This is a genomic window from Acidithiobacillus sp. TH-A36 (assembly GCF_057473445.1).
Genome location: NZ_JBYCKP010000342.1, coordinates 1 through 1,868, shown reverse-complemented (window position 1 = coordinate 1,868; position 1,868 = coordinate 1). Strand labels below are relative to the sequence as shown.

At 55.9% G+C, this 1,868-nt stretch carries 1 protein-coding gene and 1 pseudogene; both read left to right on the top strand.

Annotated features, from left to right (window positions below; translation table 11 throughout):
• Nucleotides 1-713, top strand: a 713-nt coding sequence (locus AC2VLY_RS09190; RefSeq protein ID WP_486922138.1) for a hypothetical protein, incomplete at its 5' end; no start/stop codon positions are given.
• Nucleotides 688-1,868 (top strand): annotated as a pseudogene (locus AC2VLY_RS09185) (IS3 family transposase); the annotation flags it as partial. The gene AC2VLY_RS09190 and the pseudogene AC2VLY_RS09185, both read left to right, overlap by 26 nt.

The window sequence follows — 1,868 nt, the reverse complement described above, 5'->3', positions numbered from 1 at the left end:
AAGATGGCAAACCTATGCCGCAGGTTCTCAACTTCGATGATGAGACAGTGGTCGCCGAGATCCTTTATGTCATCAAGAATTTCGATCCACGGACTGGCCTGGTCCTTGAAAACAAAAAGGTCAATCCTACTGCTCTGTCGGCCAGCGTCTGGCAAACAATTTGGCGCTTGAAAGCAGATAAGCCGGAAGATTGCCTGGCTACTTTTGTAGAGCTTTTTATTTACAAATTTTTGAATGACTTGGGATTGATGCGCAAGGACAGCAAAGGACGGGAAGTATCCTTGGATTTCCTGCTGGAACTGAACCGTGACGCCGTACTCAAGGAATACTTTACGGTGGTCCGCCCTTACATCAAAGAGCTTTTCCCCGAAGGCATGGACGGATATAGCGTCATTAACGGTATCGTGCTGCAGAAAGAGAATCGGGACCATAATATTATTTTCCATGAATTCCTGAAGAAGTTTGTCCGATTTGGATCGCTGAAGAATACGGATCCCGAATTCAAAACCCGTCTTTATGAAACCTTCCTGCAGGAAAGTGACACCACTAGCACATATGGGCAATTTTTCACCCCTCGTAAGGTGGTTGGCTCAGTTCACGATATGGCCGGCCCCCGGTGTCAGGGTAGTTGTCGCCTCTCTGAAATGGAGTCAGGTGTAGGGTGGGGGCGGAAAGTGGATTATCGAGATGAAGGGTTATTCAGCAGAACGTAAGGCCGCTGTATTGCAGAAGATGTTGCCGCCCACCAGTTTGTCCGTGGCGGAACTGGCCAAACAGGAAGGGATTTCTGATGTTACGCTTTACCATTGGCGCAAGCAGGCCATAGCGAGTGGGGCGATGAGTGCAGTGACCAAGAAGACAGCAGAGGGCTGGTCTGCCGAGTCCAAGTTGGCAGCGGTGGTGGAAACGGCCCTGCTGTCCGAGGTGGAGTTGAGCCAGTATTGCCGGGAGAAGGGACTGTATCCCGAGCAGGTAAAGGCTTGGAAGCAGGCCTGCCTTGTTGGGCAGCAGGCCGCCACCCAACAGAAACAGACAGCGGGTGCGCAAGGCCGTGTAGACCAGAAACGGATTCGCGAGTTGGAGCGGGAACTGCGTCGCAAAGACAAGGCCTTAGCCGAAGCGGCTGCGCTGTTGATCTTGCGAAAAAAATTGAACGCCCTCTGGGGGGACGACGCCGGGGAAGATTAACCCCGGTCCCGGAGCGGCAACAATTGGTCGCATGGATACAGGAAGCTGCTGACGGCGGCGCCCGCCGGTCGCGGGCCTGCGCAGAAGCGGGCTTATCATTACGTACCGTCCAGCGATGGACAGTGGAGCAGGGAATGGTGAAGGCGGATGCCCGCACGACGGTCGAACGACCGGCACCCAGCAACAAGCTGAGTGAAGCCGAGGTGCAGGAGGTGCTGGACGCCTGTCATCGTCCGGATACCGCACACCTGCCACCGACCCAGATTGTGCCACGGCTGGCGGATGAGGGGGTTTATCTGGCATCGGAGTCCACCTTCTACCGGATCCTCAAGGCCGAGGGCATGGGGGCACGACGGGGTCGGGCGCACCTGCCCCGCAAGGAGAAGTTACCCACCACCCATACGGCCACCGCAGCCAACACCGTCTGGTCTTGGGATATCACGTACTTGCCGTCGCCGGTGCGTGGGCAATACTACTACCTCTACCTCTTTGAGGACCTATACAGCCGCAAGGCGGTGGCCTGGGAGGTCCATACGGAGGAGAGTGGCGAGTATGCCGCTGCGCTCATCCAAAGGGGCTTTACGGTGGAGCAATGCTGGCGGCAGCCATTGGTCTTGCACTCCGACAATGGTGCCCCGATGAAATCATCCACCCTGCTGGCCAAGCTTTATGATCTGGGG